We start from the raw sequence: 15,207 nt of genomic DNA on the forward strand, positions 1-15,207 counted from the left end.
AAATCAAAAACACGAATTTTTTATCGCATAACTCTGACTCCGTAACGGTTTGAGAGAAAAAGTCCAAAAGCCGTATAGACTATACCTGAAGGATAATAAACTTTTGCCTCAGAGCTTAAATCCCCGTCAATGTCCTGAGCTTCGGCCCCTTGCTGGTTTATAGTGATGACTTCAGGAATTTGCTCATTGAGAACTTTTCTCACTTTATTGAGTTCTGTTAAAAAGAGAGTTTTCTCACCATCGTTTGTGAGTCTAGTCGATGGAGTGAAGTTAAAAGTTGCCAGCGTTGTTCCATCTTGTTGTCCAATCGTATTGGCGTTTCCAATAAGAGTTGTTACTTCTTTAGTTGAGATGTCAGCAGTTCGGATAAGTTGGTTGCCGATTTCTGCGATATAAAGTTTTCCATTCATTGCTGTCAGGGAAACAATATCGTTTAAATAGGCATTGTCGCCGATAGCATCAACATACCCACTTCCAGTATTGTTTCCAACGAAATTAGTGACAGCAAAATTGTTTAATGACACTTGCTTAATGTAATTGGCAGAGGCCACGTAGAGAGTATTCCCTGAAGCTGCGAGTGCTTTTACTCCGTTTAGTCTTGCTGATGTGCCAGTGCCATTGGTGTTACTACAGGTGTTGTTTCCGACGACCGTTGAAACTTGTAGTGTCTGTGTATTCAATCTTCGGATTTTGCATGGTTCTGCAATATAGAGCATTCCGGGAGACCCTTCGATGTAGACTATGTCAGTAATGTTGGAGAAACTTGCGGCCAGACCGATCCCATCTGTTTGAGTTGTTAAATTATTGCCGGCAATGGTTGTCGCTTCACCTGTTGCCAGGTCAATTCTTTCAATGTTGCGATTATTGGTGGAAGTGATTACATAGGAATATCTAATTGAGCGATAAAGATATTGCTGGTTGTCTGAAGCGAGAGAAGAGGTCTGTGAACTATCGAGAAGAAATAATTTTTCTGTGATCATGCTGGAGAATTCACATCCGTAAGTTATAAGTAGTACAAGAACTAAAAGATAAGGGGTTTTTCCATTCACATCTTACTCCTTTTTTCCTGCAATCGTTTTAACCTCTAAAGTAACCGGATTAAGTTCTTTGATATTGTGGCTTCCAACAGAAGCAAAATACAAAAGCCCATTATAAGCAATGATTCCGGCCGGACGATTTAGTAGAGCACCAGAGCCTATTCCATCACTATTTCCCATAGCAGAACTAGAGCCTGCTACCGTCGTTACTTGCCTGGTTGAGAGAGAGAGTTTTCTGATGGTATTGTTTCGGCTGTCGCTAATATAGAGATCGTCACCTAGCTTGGCGATTCCACTGGCCTGATTGAAAGAGGCCGCTGTACCGATGCCATCACTTGAGCCGGTAGCGACACCTCCAGCAAGGCGATCCCATTGGTATGCACCTGAGCTCCGATCAATCTTTCCGATGTCATAATAGATTCCTAAGTTAACGAGATAAAAAATATCACTGTCGTAAACCATACTGAGGGCATTGGCGTAACTTCCTGTCCCAGACGTTGTGACAGTCATGGTTTCTACACTGTGAAGGCCAGTTAAAGCAATTCTGCGAAAAATAGACGTTTCTCCACTTGGGTAAAGATATGAACCATCTGTAACTAACCCGGTAATGTTTAGGAGTCTTGCTTCATTCCCATCGACTGCATCCTCAGAGGTCTCTTCTTCGCATGCTTTATTTTTTCCGGCAATCGTCGTGACATTTTTTGTTTGCAAGTCAATCTTTCTGACTTTGCAATTGCCATTGTCGGCAAGATAGAGATCGTTGCCAACGATGACCATTCCCATTGGGTGATAAAACTTTGCATTTAGACCTGTATCATCGACGTATCCGGGAGAGTTTTTCATTCCAACAAAATCGACAACTTCTTTGGTCGACATATTCATTTTTCGGATGACATGATTTCCAGTGTCGCTGATATACATAAAACCATCATGAATAATAAGGGTTGATGGAAGATTGAAAGCGGCATTAGTGCCTATGCCATTTTTGTAACCAGAATTTGAGAGCGTTCCACTAAAGAGACTAATTTGGGTAAAATCATGAGAAGTGTATGTCAATTCCCCCGGAAATTTTAGCAGAAGTGTGCTGCCTGCAAAAACTTCAACATCAACCGTCTTTTCCACGTTGGCAGATGGGGCACTACAGTGAAGAGTGGTTTTATTAACATGTGTAAGTGGGCCACAAGTTGCGCTATCAACTTTTACTTGAGTGACTGAACTTAAATCCTGTGAACGAATCACTAGCCGGGCGCCTCCACCAATGAAAATGGATTTTGGATAAAGTGTATTAGCTACAACAGGATCGGAAGGTTGCTCCTGTGCAGGAGATGGCGATTGATCTGGGATTGCGGTCGCTTCAGAGTCTATAGAAATTTTAGGCTGTATACATGATACAAGCATTAAAGAAAAGATATAGAAAATCCAGGAGCGCATATATATATTCCTTTCAAGGGAAGGTTAAGCGATATTGAATACCGAGCCCTGCATTTTGTTGTTCCACTTTACTGGCATTGTCTTTGATTATTCTTTTCTGAAGAAAAAAATTACTACTGATATTTTCTGATTCAAGATAAATGCCTCCACCATAGAGAGGAGACAGCGAAGTCGTCTTCTTAGGAAATGTCATACCAGAGAAAAAATTAGCACCAAGTGAAAGGTCGTCAAGATCCATGAACTTGTGTGCGATTTGCATTTTTAAGGCGGGCATCCACAAGGTTTTAATTGAAATTTCATGTTTGGTGATGGCCTTGAATCCGGGCATTTGTGAGTAACTCACTTCACCTGAGAGTGTGTAATAAGAAAAATCTCTTTTGGCCCCTAGAGCAATCTCAAAAGTATTAAGGTTTTTTTTACGGGATGACCAAAGAGAGTTTTGAAATTTTAATTGGTCATATTGGGTGCGCAAAAAAATGGAATGATCGGTTTTTTTCACCTCACCTTGAAGAGAGACTTGATAATTAAGAGATGAAGTCAGTTTTCCTTTACTAGATGAATTGTTTGTCATGCCGTCGAGATGAGAAATATAGGTTCCAACACCCATTATGATATGGTATCCAACAGGATTCTTGTCCTCTTTGCCTATTTTATTCTCTACTACTTCCTGGGGGATGGAAGGAGATTCAACAGAGGCATCATTTGGATTGACTGGCAGAAGGATGTAATGTCCTTTAAAGATGAGATTTCCCCGGTCTTGAATTTTTTCCTGGTTTAGTTTGAGAGTCTGCTGAATGTAATTGTTCTTACCATAAAGAGGTTTAAGATTATGTTTGTAGAGAATTTCTGAAAGGCTCTCGCCTTCCTTGACCTGATAGGCGACTCCCGCCGCACTCCCGGCAAGTGGAACAAAGCTAATGAGAAAAAGTATCTTATTCGTTTTCATTGTCTTCCATTCCTAACTGGTCATAATCTGTCATATATTGATTATCGGTTTTGAAGTCTTGTTCTTAATGAAGAGGAGCGTGTGTAAAATGGAAATGACACGGTTTCTGCGTCCCTGTAAAAAAAGCATAGGGGGTTGTAAAAAGTACTGCTCTTTAATATGAAGTCTGGATGAAAAAAAGTTTCATCGAAAAGCTAGACGAAGAATTCGGTCGACGAAAGAAGATTAATGACCGTTATTCATTGAGGGCCTATGCCAGAGACTTAGGTATTGAACCTTCTTTGCTTTCAAAAATCCTGCGCCGTAAAATTCCACTGACGCTTAAAATGTTAAATCGTCTCTCTGTTTTGACAGGAGTGACTGATGCTGAATACCGCCAGTTTGCAAAGGAGCTGGAGCGTGAAGAAGGCTATGGTATAAAGAATATCACGAATAATGAATTGAGAGTGTGTTCTGATTGGTATGCTTTTGTGATGACTGAGCTTCCTAAACTCGACGGCTATAAGTCAGATCCTAAATGGATGGCCAAAAAATTGGGCATTACTCTGCAGGAGACTAAAGAGATGCTTGAGATTCTTTTGAATCTCGGGATTCTTGTCAGAGGGGGAGATGATTCAATACGAGCTTCCCACGAGGTCGGCAATGGATTCAGAGTCGTTTCTGAAGACCCAAAGGCCTATATCGCAGCTTCGAAAAAACGCTGGCGTAATGTTTTTGAGCGCTACTATGAAACAGTAGATAAATTACCGTCAAAATCCCGCGCTTATCATGTAATGGTGACGGCCATCGATTCTGAACTTATTCCGGAAATCAATAAAGAGATGCAAGATTTTGTCTATGAGCTGGGCACTCGCATGGAAAAAAAGAGCAAAAAGAAGGACAGCATTTACGAGATTGATTTCTCCATCTTCCCCATGACCAAATAAAGTGTGGTCAAATAAAAAGACACACTACCAAAGGCAGAAGTAATGTCGATAAGGCATTATCAGGGGGATTTTATGAAAATGTTTACTCTTTTATTTCTTCTGGGGCTTGTGAGTTGTTCACAAATGGCCCCGACTCCAAAATTGGCCGAAACGCCCAATCGTGAGGTGGCAAGTTCAAGGTATCTTAACGATAAATCCATGAGGATCATTAACCTGGCCCATATCCAGGTGATTGATTCAGAAGGAAGCAACACTCTTCCTTACAAACTGGAAGCATCAAAAAAAGTCAGCGATAAAACTCTGGCCGCTTTATTGGAAGCGTCTGGAGATGATGTGATTCTTTCGCGTATCTTTGTCACAGAAAAAGGATCGAGCTCTTTTAAGAACGTTTACGGTTTCATCACTCAAAGAATAGATACTCCAGATTCAAGTACATTTAGATTAAATATTGTGTTTGAAAATAAGAGCGGGACGCTGACTTTGATTGATTATGATATTTACGATGCAACACCAAGAGAGCTTAAGGTTTATAATGGACCGAGCGATGCTCTGGAAAAGCTCAGTGTCTTTGCCGAAACTTCATTTTTTCCATTCTAAATTTAAGAGTATTCGGTTGGGAAATTAATTTTTCCAACCGACCACTTGATAGCCTTTGTTCACTAGGCATTGATTGGTAAAGTTTCTTCTGACTTGTTCCTCTCCGGATAAGCGCGACCTGCCACCGCCTGTTCCTACACCTAAACCGATCCCTGAGCCTCCGGTTCCAAATCCAAAACCAATAGAGGTGCTGACGCTTCCTGGATCAATGGTATCTTTAAGTTTTTTGCCTTCAGGTGTTTTTAGGTAAGCTTCTGCTTCTTTTAAGCATTCATCAATGTCTTGTTTTGAATTTTCTGGACCGCGGTCTTTGGCCGTTTGATTGGGATAGAGCTCTGGTCTGGATGGTGTTGAAGAGCATGAGCTTACGAGCAAAGTGGAAAATAAGAGAGCGACAAACGATTTCATCATTGGAACATCCTTGTTACACGTCCCTTAGTCGGACCCTCTTATTTTATCGTTTTCCTAGGGAATTTACCACTCAACGAAAGCTAAACATTCGTTAGTCATTTTATGAAATTTTTCTCAAATATTTCTCAAGGCCATGATGTCCCCGATGAATTGAGTTTGCAGGCGCATTTTTTCTTCTGAGTCTTGCGTGCGCAAAATGGCCGAAGGATGGGGGAGAATAATTGTCTGATCACAAAAAGCCGTTTTAAAAACTTTTCCATGAGAGTCGTGCACTTTCATTAACTTTCCAAAAACCGATTGGGCGGCACTTGCCCCCAGGCAAACAAGAACGCGTGGTTTTATCAGCTCTAATTCTGATTTTACCCAGGCCCTGCAGGCCGAAATTTCAAAAGAAGAAGGACTGACGTGTTTTCTCATCCCATCGTGTTCCTTCCATTTGAAACCTTTAACAGCATTGGTGAGGTAGACATTGCTACGCTTGATGTCCGCCTTATCAAGCGCGTCCATAAAAAGTTTTCCGGCGGGACCAATAAAAGGTGATCCGGCCATGTCCTCTTCATTTCCAGGTTGCTCACCAACAAAAACAATCTCCGCGTTCTCTGGCCCCTCGCCAAAGACCGGAGCAGTTGCTTTGTGACAAATAGAGCAGGCAGCACAGCTCTTGATAGCGGCTTTCAATTCTGAAAGAGAGCTAACACTTTCGTTGATTAGGCTCACTGCCGATGCTCTTTGTGATTCGTAAAATTCTTCCAAGCGTTTTGGTGCCTCTCTTAGAAGGTCATCAATAATTGAGGCCTCCGGGAGAGTCGCCCAGTGGCGGACCGGTAATTCTTTTTTCATCGCCTTTACTTTGATTCGTGCGGGATTGAAGATGGAGCCATAATACGTTTTCCATAGTTCCTCCGTGTGATCGAATGCCAGGGCTTCCTGTTGTGTGATTCCAGGCCCGAAAGTAAGTTGGTTGTCTATCCAGCTCATAGATTCATCTTCCGTGAAGATGACCCAGTTCATGCCGTTAAAGCGATCTGTAAAAAATGGAGCAGAAAATTTAAGCACACGATGATCAGGACGGTGCCAAGCCATGTAAATTGATTCGTCATTTTGTTTAATCTCCTTAAATCTGACAAAAGCTTTTACTTTGTGCAAATCACGGCTGACGAGTCTCATACGTCTATGAAAATCGAGCACGTCTGTATCGAGAGCAACACTCATGAGGTGTTTGTTTTCATAAATTAAGCGAAAGGCGAGCCTGTATAACAAGGCCCACGTTGTATCATCTCTAAAGGCCGAGACAAAGGCCGCATCCTGCATAAAACTTTGCGGGATACTTAGCTGAGCAGATGATGGTCGATGATCAGCTGACATAAGATCAAACAAAGATCCAGTACCAGAAGTTTTCCAAACAATGTCGTCGTAATGAACTTTCTCACTCAAAAGACTCCTTGCGTATGTTCTCCACGAATCAAATGTCGGTTCGATTGTGGCTACTTTCAATTAAAATTCTCCTGTCACGCTTTCTTTGAAACTCGAAAATAAGTCGAGTTGTACGTGAGTCTCCGGGCCCTGGTGCTTGCCAAAATGTAGTGAGTCTAGCTGAGATAGTGGAGGGGTGTAATCAGCTGTGACTACATATGGCCTGATTTTGTCTAAATGCACGCGCATCTTCGCCAGATCAGTTAGACGAATTTTCTGGAAGGTTCTGGTCGCTAGGATTTTATCTACATTGCGAACACCCAGGCCCGGGATACGCAGGAGAATATGTTTTGGCGCTGAATTTAAATCGACTGGAAATGTTCCGCGGTTTCTAATGGCCCACGAAAGTTTCGGGTCGCGCTCTAAATCAAGCTCTGGATGATCAGTCGGCAGGACTTCATCCACTTTAAAACCATAGAAGCGCAGTAGCCAGTCTGTTTGATACAAACGGTGCTCGCGGATCATTGGTGGTTTTACTAACGGAAGATTTGGGTCACTGTCTGGAATCGGACTAAAGGCGCTGTAGTAAACGCGCTTTAATTGATAGTTCCCATACAGGTCTGAAGCTTTAGTCATGATGTCTCTGTCAGTGCTTTTTGTCGCTCCAACAATCATCTGTGTGCTTTGTCCTCCAGGAGAATATTGAGGAGCTTTCTTAAAAAGTTTTTTCTCCTCGATATTCTCCACAATGCGACCTTGAATCTGCTCCATTGATTTTTCAATCTCAGTGTGTGTTTTAGCTGGAGCAAGATTGGTCAAGTCTTTTGGGGTTGGAAGCTCAATATTGGCACTTAAGCGGTCTGCATAGAGACCTGCTTTATTTAAAAGTTCTTGTGAACAACCAGCAACGGCCTTTAAGTGAATGTAGCCGCCGAACTTGTGATCGACGCGAAGGCGGCGGGCCACTTCAATCATTTCCTCCATCGTCTCATCTGAACTTCTGGCAACGCCCGAACTTAAGAAAAGGCCTTCGACATAATTTCTTCTGTAGAAATCCATTGTGAGGTTTACAATTTCATCCACAGAAAACTTCGCGCGCTTAATTTGGCTCGAGATGCGATTCACGCAGTAGCTGCAGTCGTAGATACAAAAGTTAGTTAAAAGAATTTTTAAAAGAGACACGCATCTTCCATCAGGGGTGAAGCTATGGCAGATTCCTGAGCCTTCTAAGTTTCCGATTCCACCGCGTGCCGCTTTTCTGTAAGCACCACTTGAAGCACATGAAGCATCGTATTTGGCGGCGTCGGCGAGAATTGAAATTTTGTCTTTTAGTTCCATGTCTTGATGCTAATCAGATTTCCAAAAAAGAAAAGCGTAAATTTTGCGTAAGTTGTATTTTGTCTATAAAATTGACAAGTTAGGCATGCAAAACAATCTTGTCTAACCTTCGCCTAATCCTGTTTAGAGATTCTTAGACGAATAACCTAAAGAGAACCTTAAAAACTATCGAAAAGTATTACGAACTATTTTGGCTAATTTTTAAACAGGAGTTTGGTCATGTGGAATACTTTGGGATTGAGAACTAAGCTGCTTTTTCTATGCGGAACGCTGCTCTTTTTTACTGTTGTCGTAGGGGCCGTGAGCTACTGGGGCATTAACAAAATGGATGAAAGTCTTGATAAACTTTCAACCGTGAGCATCCCCAATATTAAGTCAGCAGATAATATGTATCTGTATTACAGCAAGATCAGAATTGCGCTGAGGACATTGGGACTTCCAGGTATTTCAAAAGCAGAGGAAGATGCATCGGTGCAAACAGTGTTGGATCTCATTGGGATGTATGAAAAAGAGAATAAACACTACAGGGAAACACCTTTTTCTCCTGGTGAAAAAGAGATCTATGCACAGGTTGAAAAAGACTGGACGGATTTTAAAAGTATCGGGACTAGAGTATTGGCACTTCAAAAATCAGGGACGGCTGAAGATAAGGCTAAAATCCTGGCCATCTTTTTAAAGGACTGTCCGGAAGCGGCGGCAGCCTATAACAAGAGTATTCTTGCTCTTGTTACTTTTCATGAAAATAATGCCAATAAGTGGATTGCTAAAGGAATGGAAGAGGCCAGCTTGATTAAGCATCTACAAAATACAATTATGATTGGTGGTATTCTCTGTGGTTTTATTGTGGGTTATTTCTTCGCTCAATCGATTTCAAAATTACTGCATGAGATTTCTGACAGCTTAAATGAGGGCTCTGATAAAATTGCTTCTTTTACAAATGAAATTAACACGGCAAGCACAAGTTTATCTGCGAGTATCACTCAGCAGGCAGCGGCGTTGCAACAGACAACGGCTGCGGTTGAAGAAACGAGCGCGAGTGTTGTCAGCAACGCAGACAACGCTAAAAAATCAGCTGAAGTTTCTGAGCACAGCAAAGAGAGTGTTCACGTTGGGAAAGTGGCCGTTGAAAATGTGATGAAGGCCATTGATGATATCTCAGCAAGTATTATTGAAATTAAAGATGAAATTGAAAACAGCAATAAAGAAATCAGTGGAATCGTAACAATCATTAATGAGATTGGAGCTAAAACTAAAGTTATTAATGAAATTGTTTTCCAGACAAAACTTCTTTCTTTCAACGCTTCTGTTGAAGCTGCGAGAGCTGGAGAGCATGGAAAAGGATTCGCAGTTGTTGCTGAGGAAGTTGGAAACCTGGCCGCCATGAGTGGGAACTCAGCTAAAGAGATTACTGATCTTTTGGAAAACAGTATCCGTCAGGTTGAAGCGACAGTTGAGCATTCAAAAAAGCGCATTAGCACTTTGATGGAGGCCAGTAAGGATAGAGTCATCACAGGAACAGAGACGGCACAAAAGTGCAGTGAGGCCCTTGATGAAATTATCTCTCACGTAAATAATGTCAATATCATGGTGAATGAAATTTCATCGGCCAGCATCGAGCAGTCTCAGAGTATCAGAGAGATTACAAAAGCGATGAGTGAGATCGATAGTGCTTCTCACCAAAATAGTTCGGCTTCACAGCTGGCCCGCGAATCGGCCAATCACTTAGGTGATCAGGTTGATGATTTCCGTGGATTGGTTATCAGGCTTAATACATTTATCGAAGGAAAGAAAAGCGCTTAGGCGCTTTTCTCCTTTTAAAGCAGTGCTGAGAAAATCATCAGCAACCCGACCAACGAAACGACCCAAATCAGAGTTCTCGCCCCAATGATGCCAAAAGCATAAAATGGTACATAAATGAGTCTTGCCCAGAAGTAGAGTTGGGCCCCGAGAGTCGTCGTGGCATTTGCCATTCCTGTGATTTGAACAATTAAAGTAGAGGCGATAAAAAAAGGAAATGTTTCCATAAAATTTTTAAACGCGCGATCAAGCCTTCCGGCCATTCCCGAAAGGGGGGGAGTCGGTTTGTCTCGGGAAGAGAGATTCCATTGGAGACCGCGCTCTTTAGTGCTCATGGCAGCGGCCAGTAAGAGTTGGATTATTCCAAGGATACACGAGTAAAATAACATTTTCATTTCGGATGATAAAACCATAGGATTCTCTTTTTTTAGGAATTCTTCTTTTGAAGAATTTTAAATTAAGGAGATGCAAATCAAAGGCCTGCTTATAGGTCGTCTTTGCTCTTAACAGGTCTGATCGTGTAGATTACTTCGTTGACCTGGCCTTTGGTTTCTTCTTTTGAAAGCTCTTCAAGAATGTCTTTTTCTGACAGACGAACCAGTTCATCTGTTAATTGACGGACAATCTCTTTTTGCTGATGGCGGTCTCTGCGGTTTTTTTCCTGAGGAGTGCGTTTGCCTTTTTTCTTGTCGACAAGCCCTTTTTGAATGTCCTGAATGTCATTGGCGTTGGTGAATGGGTCCAGGTTTTTTTTGTGTTTAGCTTTCTTCGACATTCATAAATGATACTGCATTTATAGAGCAGAAGATATGGTTTTTTAGCCAAAAAGCCCCGTGGGGACGGGGCTTTCGTGGTTATTATTCTTAAAGCTCAGTGCTTTGAGGTTTGATAACGATATCTACACGACGGTTTTGTGCTCTACCATCGGCAGTTTTGTTAGTCGCTAGTGGTTTTTGGTATCCATAACCCACAGCTTCAATTTTAGCAGAATTCTCAATTCCTCCACCACTAGACTGCAGGTAATCCTTAACAGCTTGAGCACGGTTTTGAGAAAGGCGGTCGTTTACTTTTTTTCCACCAACAGAGTCGGTGTGTCCTTCAATCGTGACTGAACTTGAACCGAACTCTTCCATGACTTTTTGAACTTTGTTCAGTAATGGTTTGTTTCTTTCAGTGATAGTCGCTTTTGAACTAGGGAACTCCATTCCTTTTAGGCGGATTAAAAGAGCATCACCTTGTTTGTAAACTTCAGCTTCACTAGAATCGAATTCTTTTCTAGCTGTTTCGTATTTTTCGTTAAGTCTTTTTTGTGCTTCATAAGCTTCTTTTGTCATCCCAAGAGAAGCAGCAGCAGCAGCTGTTGCATCTTTTTGTCTATCAAGAGCACTTTGAGTTGTTTGTAGTTCATCATTAACTGTTTCAAGTTGACTTTCTTTTGCTGCAACTCGCATTTTCTCTTGTTCAATCATCAGGGCCAGCTCTTCTGGTGGAAGGTTTTTTTGATTTTGAGAAATACGGTTAATGTTTACAGCGTGCTCAACAGCGACACTGGTTTCTTTGGCACGGGCCTCGATGCCTGATGTATTATGGCGGTTTGCTGTAATGTAGGCTTCAGTGTCGGCATAGCTTTTTTCAGCAATGGCAAGCGTTCGAGGAGCATACTTCTCAGCTTTTTCTTTTTTAGCTGTTTTAATTCCTTCACGGCTTCCTTTAAGGTGTTTTTCTTTAATCGCTTTTAGCTCTAAATCTAAGTATTGTTTTTGCAGTTCAGAGCGCTCTTTAGGGATGTCGCTTAATTTATTTTTTTCGATATCCTTAGTAAGGTCAGTGAAATCTTCGTCGGCATTTTTAAAATCTTTTCCAAAGTAGCTTGGGGCCCCTGCAACGACAGCAGCTTCGCGGGCCGCGATGACATCTTCAATGTTATTGCGTGCCACTTCTGCCACGGCATTGGCGTTATTAAGGTAAGCTTTCCCCAGGGCCACTTGATGAAGTGTGTCCTCAGCATCTTTTCCTTTCATATTCATTTTTTTTGCATCTTCTAGGGCCTCATGGGCTTCCTTAAAGTTGCGAGGTGAAAGAACATTGACCTGATTTGACTCAGCAGTCTTAACTTCATTTTCCAGGTTCGTTATTTCCTCAGTTGGGTTGGCCGTTGCGGGGAAATCTTGGACAACGGGTTTTGAGCTACATGCTGCTGCTGCGGTAAGAACCGTCGCTAAAAGCAGAGTTTTTGGTAAGTTAGAAAGTGATGTCATGCATTTGTTCCTGTTAAGGTTAAAGTCACAACAAACAACTTTGCAAAGGTAATGCCGGCGCATAGAATAAAAGTCTAAAACACTTTAGTATTTCATGGAGGGATTCGTTATGAAAAAATTCGTTATCGCGCTTGTTATGGCGTTAACATCGAATGTGGTTTTTGCAGAAGAACTTTTTTGTACTGTCAGCGTAAATATGGACACAGTGGCAGAAGTGCAATTTAAGGTAGAGCCAAAAACAAAAACAGCTTACGTGATTGCCGATGATTTTTCTTTCTATATCAACAATAAAGGTGCGGGGAAATTTGAACTGGAAATCTTCAACCTTGAAGGGCCATCGAGATCATATGCTGAAGGGTATTTAAGAACAGCAGAAGACACTCTTTCATGGACTCTATGGACGAGAGATTATCTTTTAGAAACTAGATGTGTTCTTGCTCAATAATTTTTTAGGAGAAATCAATGTTCGAACTGACCAATGAAGTGTTAATCGCTCTTGTCACTTTAACGGCCATGGAAATCGTTCTGGGAATCGATAACATCATTTTTATCGCTATTCTTGTAGGACGTCTTCCGGTTGAGCAGCAACCCAAGATCAGAAACCTGGGTATTGGCCTTGCGCTCGTTATCCGCATTTTACTTTTATTCTCAATCAGCTGGATCATGACTTTAAAAGAGCCGCTTTTTGCGATTTTTGGACAAAACTTTTCAGGACGCGACCTCATTTTATTAGGCGGGGGTCTCTTCTTAATTGCCAAGTCTACTTTTGAAATTCACCACAAAGTTGAAGGAGACCCTGAGCACGCTCTTCCTGAAGATGCTAAATCGAAAAAGAAGGTGAGTGCAGGCGCTATGCTGGCCCAGATTCTGGTGCTGGATATTGTCTTCTCTTTAGATTCTGTTATCACTGCCGTGGGAATGGTTAGCCAGGTCGGAGTCATGGTTGTGGCCATGGTGATCTCGATGGTGGTCATGCTTCTTTCTGCGGGGAAGATCAGTGCTTTCGTAGAAAAGCACCCGACAGTGAAGATCCTTGCTCTGTCTTTCCTGATTCTTATTGGGGTTATGTTAGTGGCCGAATCAATGGGACAACATGTTTCGAAAGGTTACATCTACTTTGCGATGGCCTTCTCTTTACTGGTTGAATCCCTTAATATTCGCTACAGAAGCAAACACCCTGTAAAAAACTCATAACCTAGTGCTAAAATGACACTTTTCCCTTATATTGCCGCTCATAATCTTGGGTGTGCGATATAAGGGGTAGTGTTATGGGACTTTCCAAAGTCTTCATTATAGGGCTAGCAGTACTTTCACAATCGGTTTTTAGTGCAGAAGTTGACCAATACAGCAGAAGGGATGAACCACTTAAAGACAGTGCTGAAATCGTCAATGCTAAGGCCAATGCGTCTATTGTAAAATCAATTCAGGAAGCCAATGCAAAAGGGCAAGGCTGTAGAGAAGAAGTTCTTTATAAAGCGCTTCGCGGTCATTTTGCCAATCATCTCTCTGGCGAGTTGATCATTGATATTCTCAAAGACCCGAACGTTGAAAAACGTATCATCGGGCTTGATGATTCAGTTTATCAGGACTGGACAATTTGGGATGGGATTGGAATGGGATTTACCATCTTTGCTAAAAAAGGCATCACGATGTCTGGCGTAATGAGAATCGGTGATCAGACTATTGGAACAGATAAATTAGAGCACATGTTTGGACAGGGTTTTAATTACTTCACAAAAAATTATCTGGACCAAAAAGGCGAAATCAAAGCAGTTAAAAAAGGAATCATTGGCGAGAAGTTTTTCTTGGGGGGAAACAAGATCGGCAATGGTGTATTTAGTTATGGTGACCTGGGGGCCAACTTTAACGGGATGAGGATGTGGAATCATATGCTTCAGTTTCGTGATGATGTCCTGGGTGCTGACCATAACATCGGGCCGTACATTGCTTGCCAAAACGATCAATGGGCCCAGGTAAAAGAAATCGATTTCAGAAATTATGTTGATGATTCGATGGATGAGGCCATTAACTGCTCAAAGTTTCCAACTCAAAAAACGGCAGACAAATTTAAAGCGCGTTTAGAGAAGATGGGAACAACTTGTCCGGTAGACCAACGCCGTCTTGATGATATGGTTGTTAAGTACCGTCAGATGGCCAAGTGGATGATTAACACAGATGGCATTGGCAAAGTTAAGTACACTGGTGAATTTAAAAATAAGAAATAGTGTCTTTTAAAAGCGCGCTGATTTCATCATGCGCGCTTTGATTTTGATGTTTCACATAGCCTTTTAGAAGGATCGCCGCTTTTTTTTCCAAAACATTTTTAACTTGTTCTTTCTGCTCTAGAGAAAGAGGAGTTTCTTTAATCAATCGGCAAAGAGATTTTATTCTCCAGTAATCCATGGCCACAAACTTCGTTGAGAGCTGGTCATCATGCCCGCCGTATTTGATCGTCAGAGGCTTTTCAATAAACCCCATTTCTTCATTCGCTAAAATCTTTAGCCAAAGATCGTAATCCTCACACACGGTAAAACTCTCATCAAAACCATTGTGCTTCAAAAAGAGGTCGCGGCTTAAGATCACAGTAGAAGGTGAGATTAAACAGAAGTCTAATGAGCGCGTAAAGAGGTTTTCGTTGCTCTTTTGGTGCTTGAGTTTAGGGTTGACTCTCACTCCATTTCTCACCCAAACCTCTTCGCTATGAAGGAAAGAGAGGTGAGGAGAGTTTTTTAAAAAGTCGACCTGTACTTGAAGTTTCTCAGGCACCCACTCATCGTCAGAATCTAAAAAAGAAATGTAAGGGGCGGAACTGTTTTTCACTCCGAAGTTTCGAGCGGCACTGACGCCGCGGTTTTCCTGGCGGTGAATAACAACCTTTGGGTGTGACTGGAGTTGAACCAGCACGTCTCTTGTCTCATCGGTAGAGCCATCATCGACAATATGAAGTGTGTAGTCCTTGTAGGTTTGATTGAGGACACTTTGAATGGCCCTCATTAAAACCGGAGCGCGGTTAAAAGTAGGGATAATGACGTCTATTTGCATAGACGCCATCA

At 41.9% G+C, this 15,207-nt stretch carries 16 protein-coding genes; 6 read left to right on the forward strand and 10 right to left on the reverse strand.

The annotated features are described in order from the left end of the window. Positions 1–20 precede the first annotated feature (20 nt). The 3 genes from AC6JA8_RS06645 to AC6JA8_RS06655 are packed head-to-tail and all read right to left on the reverse strand — an operon-like array spanning position 21 to position 3,414. Positions 21–1,049, reverse strand: a complete 1,029-nt coding sequence (locus AC6JA8_RS06645; protein ID WP_497976353.1) for an NHL repeat-containing protein — start codon at positions 1,047–1,049, stop codon at positions 21–23. Positions 1,050–1,052: 3 nt separating this feature from the next. Continuing rightward, a complete protein-coding gene (locus tag AC6JA8_RS06650; RefSeq protein WP_497976354.1) occupies positions 1,053–2,468 on the reverse strand; it encodes an IPT/TIG domain-containing protein in 1,416 nt (471 codons plus the stop codon). A 13-nt stretch (positions 2,469–2,481) separates the two neighbouring features. Further along, positions 2,482–3,414, reverse strand: a complete 933-nt coding sequence (locus tag AC6JA8_RS06655) for a hypothetical protein (RefSeq protein ID WP_497976355.1) — start codon at positions 3,412–3,414, stop codon at positions 2,482–2,484. A 170-nt stretch (positions 3,415–3,584) separates the two neighbouring features. On the opposite strand from AC6JA8_RS06655, the gene AC6JA8_RS06660 reads away from it, so the two are divergent. Both AC6JA8_RS06660 and AC6JA8_RS06665 read left to right on the forward strand, forming a co-directional pair. After that, a complete protein-coding gene (locus AC6JA8_RS06660; RefSeq protein ID WP_497976356.1) occupies positions 3,585–4,340 on the forward strand; it encodes a TIGR02147 family protein in 756 nt (251 codons plus the stop codon). Positions 4,341–4,412: 72 nt separating this feature from the next. Then, on the forward strand, positions 4,413–4,937 hold the full coding sequence (locus AC6JA8_RS06665) for a hypothetical protein (protein ID WP_497976357.1): 525 nt from the start codon (positions 4,413–4,415) through the stop codon (positions 4,935–4,937). Positions 4,938–4,961: 24 nt separating this feature from the next. Here the strand turns inward: AC6JA8_RS06665 and AC6JA8_RS06670 are convergent, their stop codons facing one another. The 3 genes from AC6JA8_RS06670 to AC6JA8_RS06680 form a co-directional block, all read right to left on the reverse strand. After that, positions 4,962–5,348 (reverse strand): hypothetical protein, encoded by a 387-nt coding sequence (locus tag AC6JA8_RS06670; protein WP_497976358.1) that lies wholly within the window; start codon positions 5,346–5,348, stop codon positions 4,962–4,964. A 114-nt stretch (positions 5,349–5,462) separates the two neighbouring features. After that, positions 5,463–6,842, reverse strand: a complete 1,380-nt coding sequence (locus AC6JA8_RS06675) for a UdgX family uracil-DNA binding protein (RefSeq protein WP_497976359.1) — start codon at positions 6,840–6,842, stop codon at positions 5,463–5,465. Beyond that, positions 6,843–8,099, reverse strand: a complete 1,257-nt coding sequence (locus tag AC6JA8_RS06680; RefSeq protein WP_497976360.1) for a putative DNA modification/repair radical SAM protein — start codon at positions 8,097–8,099, stop codon at positions 6,843–6,845. It abuts the gene before it with no gap. 219 nt (positions 8,100–8,318) lie between these two features. Between AC6JA8_RS06680 and AC6JA8_RS06685 the strand changes: the two genes are divergently transcribed. After that, positions 8,319–9,899 carry a HAMP domain-containing methyl-accepting chemotaxis protein gene (locus AC6JA8_RS06685; protein ID WP_497976361.1) on the forward strand — a complete coding sequence of 527 codons (1,581 nt, stop codon included), beginning with the start codon at positions 8,319–8,321 and terminating at the stop codon, positions 9,897–9,899. Between the two features lie 14 nt (positions 9,900–9,913). On the opposite strand, the gene AC6JA8_RS06690 is transcribed toward AC6JA8_RS06685, so the two are convergent. From AC6JA8_RS06690 to AC6JA8_RS06700, 3 genes are all read right to left on the reverse strand, one after another. After that, positions 9,914–10,309, reverse strand: coding sequence for an MAPEG family protein (locus AC6JA8_RS06690; protein ID WP_497976362.1), 396 nt, complete (start codon positions 10,307–10,309; stop codon positions 9,914–9,916). A gap of 71 nt (positions 10,310–10,380) precedes the next feature. Next, a complete protein-coding gene (locus AC6JA8_RS06695; RefSeq protein WP_133566753.1) occupies positions 10,381–10,671 on the reverse strand; it encodes a hypothetical protein in 291 nt (96 codons plus the stop codon). An 88-nt stretch (positions 10,672–10,759) separates the two neighbouring features. Further along, positions 10,760–12,154: an OmpA family protein gene (locus AC6JA8_RS06700; protein WP_497976363.1), complete on the reverse strand. Its 1,395-nt coding sequence runs from the start codon at positions 12,152–12,154 to the stop codon at positions 10,760–10,762. Between the two features lie 109 nt (positions 12,155–12,263). On the opposite strand from AC6JA8_RS06700, the gene AC6JA8_RS06705 reads away from it, so the two are divergent. From AC6JA8_RS06705 to AC6JA8_RS06715, 3 genes are all read left to right on the forward strand, one after another. Further along, positions 12,264–12,599 carry a hypothetical protein gene (locus tag AC6JA8_RS06705; protein WP_497976364.1) on the forward strand — a complete coding sequence of 112 codons (336 nt, stop codon included), beginning with the start codon at positions 12,264–12,266 and terminating at the stop codon, positions 12,597–12,599. Between the two features lie 17 nt (positions 12,600–12,616). Continuing rightward, on the forward strand, positions 12,617–13,348 hold the full coding sequence (locus AC6JA8_RS06710) for a TerC family protein (protein WP_497976365.1): 732 nt from the start codon (positions 12,617–12,619) through the stop codon (positions 13,346–13,348). Between the two features lie 74 nt (positions 13,349–13,422). Next, the gene (locus AC6JA8_RS06715; RefSeq protein ID WP_497976366.1) at positions 13,423–14,379 is read left to right on the forward strand and encodes a hypothetical protein; all 957 of its coding nucleotides are present in this window, start codon (positions 13,423–13,425) and stop codon (positions 14,377–14,379) included. On the opposite strand, the gene AC6JA8_RS06720 is transcribed toward AC6JA8_RS06715, so the two are convergent. Next, on the reverse strand, positions 14,363–15,196 hold the full coding sequence (locus AC6JA8_RS06720) for a glycosyltransferase family 2 protein (protein WP_497976367.1): 834 nt from the start codon (positions 15,194–15,196) through the stop codon (positions 14,363–14,365). The two genes, AC6JA8_RS06715 and AC6JA8_RS06720, sit on opposite strands and share 17 nt — an antisense overlap. Between the last annotated feature and the right edge of the window lie 11 nt (positions 15,197–15,207).

The organism is Bacteriovorax sp. HI3 (assembly GCF_059738875.1).